The following is a 3419-nucleotide window of genomic DNA, read 5'->3' as shown; positions in this document are numbered from 1 at the left end:
TGGCAAAATCCAAATCATGGGCGATGATGACCGTGACGGGAGCCTTTAAGATTTTCGGCTTATTCGGTTCCGCTGCAAGCCCGGCAAGCGTAGCCTTTCCATCGGCACTACGCACCCAAACAAACCTTGCGGGGCTGGTGTTCGCAGATGTTGGTCCCCATTTCATGAGCTCATAAATTTCGCGCACTGTATCGTCCACAACCGGACGATCTGCCCAACCATTGGGGGTGCGAGCGGAACGAAACATCTGATCAAGTGATTGGCTGGATAATGCGGCTGTCATGGATAAACACACTCTGATTAAATGTTGATTAGGAAATTGTGGCGACATCTGCGATCGCGATCCATCAGCCGAACGTGACCAAGTCCTTAAAGACCAGTCGACCCCAACTGTTTTCGCGCGCCTGCACAAGCAATCCGCCTTCCGAAAGCCCGCCAAGTTTGATCGGCGAGAAACCGAGATTTTCCGCGAACGTGCCAATCTCTGCAGCAGCGTCGTCATCATCGCTCGCCAGGAATACGACTCTCCTGCCACCATGTACGGCGGGGTCTTGGCAAAGGGTGTCAGCGATCAAATGATTGAAGCCCTTGACCAGTCTTGCACCAGAAAAAGCCTGCGCGATAAACTTGGAAGAGGGCTGGTCTCCCAGTTTTTCAGGAGGCACGCCATAGGCATTGGTGACATCGACGATGGTCTTCCCATACCAAGAGGGGAGAGCCTTCGCGACATCCGGATGCGCCTCGAAACGGACGGCCAAAAAGATGATGTCCGCCTTGACGGCATCCGCCAGTGTTTTGGGAACGACCGTGGGCCCGATCGCGGCCGCATCCGATGCAAAGCTCTCAGGGTCGCGTGTGGTTGCAACAGATACTTCGATGCCCTTGCGGGCAAACGCCTTGCCCAGGGCCTTGCCGATATTGCCGAAGCCGATAATTGCGTAGTTCATATTCATATTCCCTTATTTTACCATGGCTGGTCGGACTCCGAGTATCGAATGGAGCCCGCCCGGGCGTAGCGCGTCAGAGTTGGGCTAGGCCACCGTCGACGGCGACCTCGCTGGCGGTCATGAAACTGCTGTCCGGCGACGCGAGAAAGGCGGCCACGGACCCGATCTCCGCCGGTTCGGCCATACGCTGAAGAGGTGTCATTGCGCCGTAAGCCTTCTGGCCTTCCTCGCCCAATGCTTCCTTCGCGAGTTCTGTCGCTGTTGCACCAGGTGACAGCACGTTGACCCGGATGCCCGTGCCCTTCAGGTCCTCCGCCCAGGTGCGCGCGAGATTGCGCACTGCTGCCTTGCTCGCGCTGTAGGCAGTGAAACCTGGGGCTCCCGTTGTGCCGGCGCTCGATCCGGTCAAAATGATCGAACCGCCTGAGCCCATCAGTGGCAACGCCTTCTGGACCGAGAAGATCGTACCCTTCACATTCGTGTCGAAGGTCTCATCGATGTGCTCGGCGGTGATCTTGCCGAGCGGAAGCGGGCCTCCCGCTCCGGCATTGGCGAAGAGGATGTCCAGCGTTCCGCGCTCCGCCTTCACCGCCGCGTAGAGCCGGTCGAGGCCAGCTTCATCCGAGACGGAGCCCTTTACGGCGCGGGCATTTGGCCCGAGGTCCGCCACAGCGGCGTCAAGCGCTTCTTGCCGGCGGCCGAAGATGAAGACGAAAGCGCCTTCCTCGATGAAGCGCTTTGCGGCGGCAAGGCCGATGCCAGTAGCGCCGCCGGTGATTACGGCGGTCTTTCCACTCAGTCTATTCATGTCATGCATCCTTCGCGTGGTTGGATGGACGCCGACGAGATAATCTCTCCAGCGTTCCGGCGACTTCGCTTCCAGGACATTCCTTCAACACCCGGAACGCTCCGATGACCTGAAGATAGTCCCGCTTTGTCCACGCGTTCAGTCTGGAAACACGCATAACGGTGGTGCGGAAACGATCCGGCCAACTCAACTGATGCCAATAGCGGTCATCACGACCCGACGCTCAAAGCCCACGGCACGCGTCAATATTGTTTGGTATCGAACCGCACTGCTGTACGATGGGTCGCTTGCTGTTTTTGAGAGGCGCACCCCGGTGGTGCGGGTTTGCACCATGATCGACTGGGATGATGTTCGCTATTTTCTCGCCGTCGCGCGCGCCGGTTCGGTGCGGGCTGCCGCCGAATTCCTCGGGGTGAACCACTCGACTGTTCTTCGACGCATCGCCCATCTGGAAGAACGTCTCGGCACGCAGATGTTCGAGAAACTCCCTTCGGGCTACCGGGTAACGGTTGCCGGGGAGGAGGTGCGTGAATTCGCCGAGTTGATGGAGGTGTCGTCCCACCAACTGGTAACGCGCGTCCTGGGACGCGACCAGAGCGTGCGCGGGCTTCTGCGGGTCACACTGCCGTCGCCCCTCGCAGGATACCTGCTTATGCCCGACTTTGCCGAGTTCGCGCGCCTGCATCCCGATATCGAGATGGACGTTTCATCGTCCGGCGAGTTGGCGAACCTGACCAACCGGGAGGCCGACGTCGCGATCCGCGTCGTCTACGACCGCAAGACCCTGCCCCTCAATCTCCACGGACTGAAGGGAACGGAAGTGTTCGGAGGCTTCTACATATCCTCCGATCGCCTAGCCGCATGGAGGGCTGGCGGGCCGGAACCCAGGTGGATCGCCATAAGCGGTCATGGTGTGCCTACCTGGACGCGCGAGGGAGAGGCTCGGGCAAAGGGCACTCCGTTCAGGACCACGGACCTCGAAGCGCAGGTCGCGGCGGTGCGCCAAGGGATCGGCCTCACGGTGCTGCCGTGTTTCGTAGGCGATGCCGATCCGCTCCTGGTAAGGGTGCCGGATAGCGATCTACACCTATATGGGACGGTCTGGATTCTCACCCAGGGGGAAGCCCGCAAGACCAAGCGCGTGAGACTGTTCACGGAATTCATATCCCGAAGACTTGCGGCCTACGCTCCGCGTCTCGCTGGAATGTCCATGTCGCGAGAGTGATGCCTGTTGGTTTGCCGCCAACTCTTACAGCCATCACCTCCTAGTCCGCGGTTTGCCCCGGGGTCGCGAAGCCAGGGAGCCATAGTGTTTCTTCGCGCCCGGCATCGCTAGCCTCAGGCTCGGCGGCCTTCAACGACGAAGCCGTGATATTTCGCGCCACTGAAGCGAAAATCGGCATGCCTTCGTGCGCGACAGGCTTGCACTAAACTGCCTGTGGAGGGGCGACTTGCTCTTCGTCCATTTTCGTTTTCCTGATAGAGCGTCACGCGATGTCAACCACGAAGTAGCATGCTGTTTACGCGAGGAGAGCATCTGCATCTCAGATTGCTGAATTTGTTCAGGGCATTAGGTAAGCCAAGGGCGGCTTTCCGATTTCGCCTCCCGGAAGCGGACAGGCGGTTAACAGCCCCATTCCCGCCATTCCTTCAAATAGCAACAA

Annotated in this window: 3 protein-coding genes and 1 pseudogene; 1 reads left to right on the top strand and 3 read right to left on the bottom strand. The window is 59.3% G+C overall.

Annotated elements, in window-relative coordinates; all coding sequences use genetic code 11:
- The 3 genes and pseudogenes from Q8O80_RS17800 to Q8O80_RS17790 form a co-directional block, all read right to left on the bottom strand.
- Positions 1 to 331: pseudogene (locus tag Q8O80_RS17800) on the bottom strand (nitroreductase family protein); the annotation flags it as partial.
- 16 nt (positions 332 to 347) lie between these two features.
- Positions 348 to 947, bottom strand: a complete 600-nt coding sequence (locus tag Q8O80_RS17795) for an NADPH-dependent F420 reductase (protein WP_305581728.1) — start codon at positions 945 to 947, stop codon at positions 348 to 350.
- A gap of 73 nt (positions 948 to 1020) precedes the next feature.
- Complete coding sequence (locus Q8O80_RS17790) at positions 1021 to 1755, bottom strand: SDR family NAD(P)-dependent oxidoreductase (protein WP_305581726.1); 735 nt, start codon at positions 1753 to 1755, stop codon at positions 1021 to 1023.
- Between the two features lie 331 nt (positions 1756 to 2086).
- On the opposite strand from Q8O80_RS17790, the gene Q8O80_RS17785 reads away from it, so the two are divergent.
- Positions 2087 to 2980, top strand: a complete 894-nt coding sequence (locus Q8O80_RS17785; protein ID WP_305581724.1) for a LysR family transcriptional regulator — start codon at positions 2087 to 2089, stop codon at positions 2978 to 2980.
- The last annotated feature ends 439 nt before the right edge of the window (positions 2981 to 3419 follow it).

Source organism: Devosia sp., from assembly GCF_030689745.1.
Classification (GTDB): domain Bacteria; phylum Pseudomonadota; class Alphaproteobacteria; order Rhizobiales; family Devosiaceae; genus Devosia; species Devosia alba.
This window is presented reverse-complemented; position numbering and strand designations above follow the sequence as displayed.

Bases quoted from the DNA above. Each gene is read 5' to 3' on its own strand.
- Q8O80_RS17795 (WP_305581728.1), bottom strand. From the start codon at position 947: ATGAACTACGCAATTATCGGCTTCGGCAATATCGGCAAGGCCCTGGGC.
- Q8O80_RS17790 (WP_305581726.1), bottom strand. From the start codon at position 1,755: ATGAATAGACTGAGTGGAAAGACCGCCGTAATCACCGGCGGCGCTACT.
- Q8O80_RS17785 (WP_305581724.1), top strand. From the start codon at position 2,087: ATGATCGACTGGGATGATGTTCGCTATTTTCTCGCCGTCGCGCGCGCC.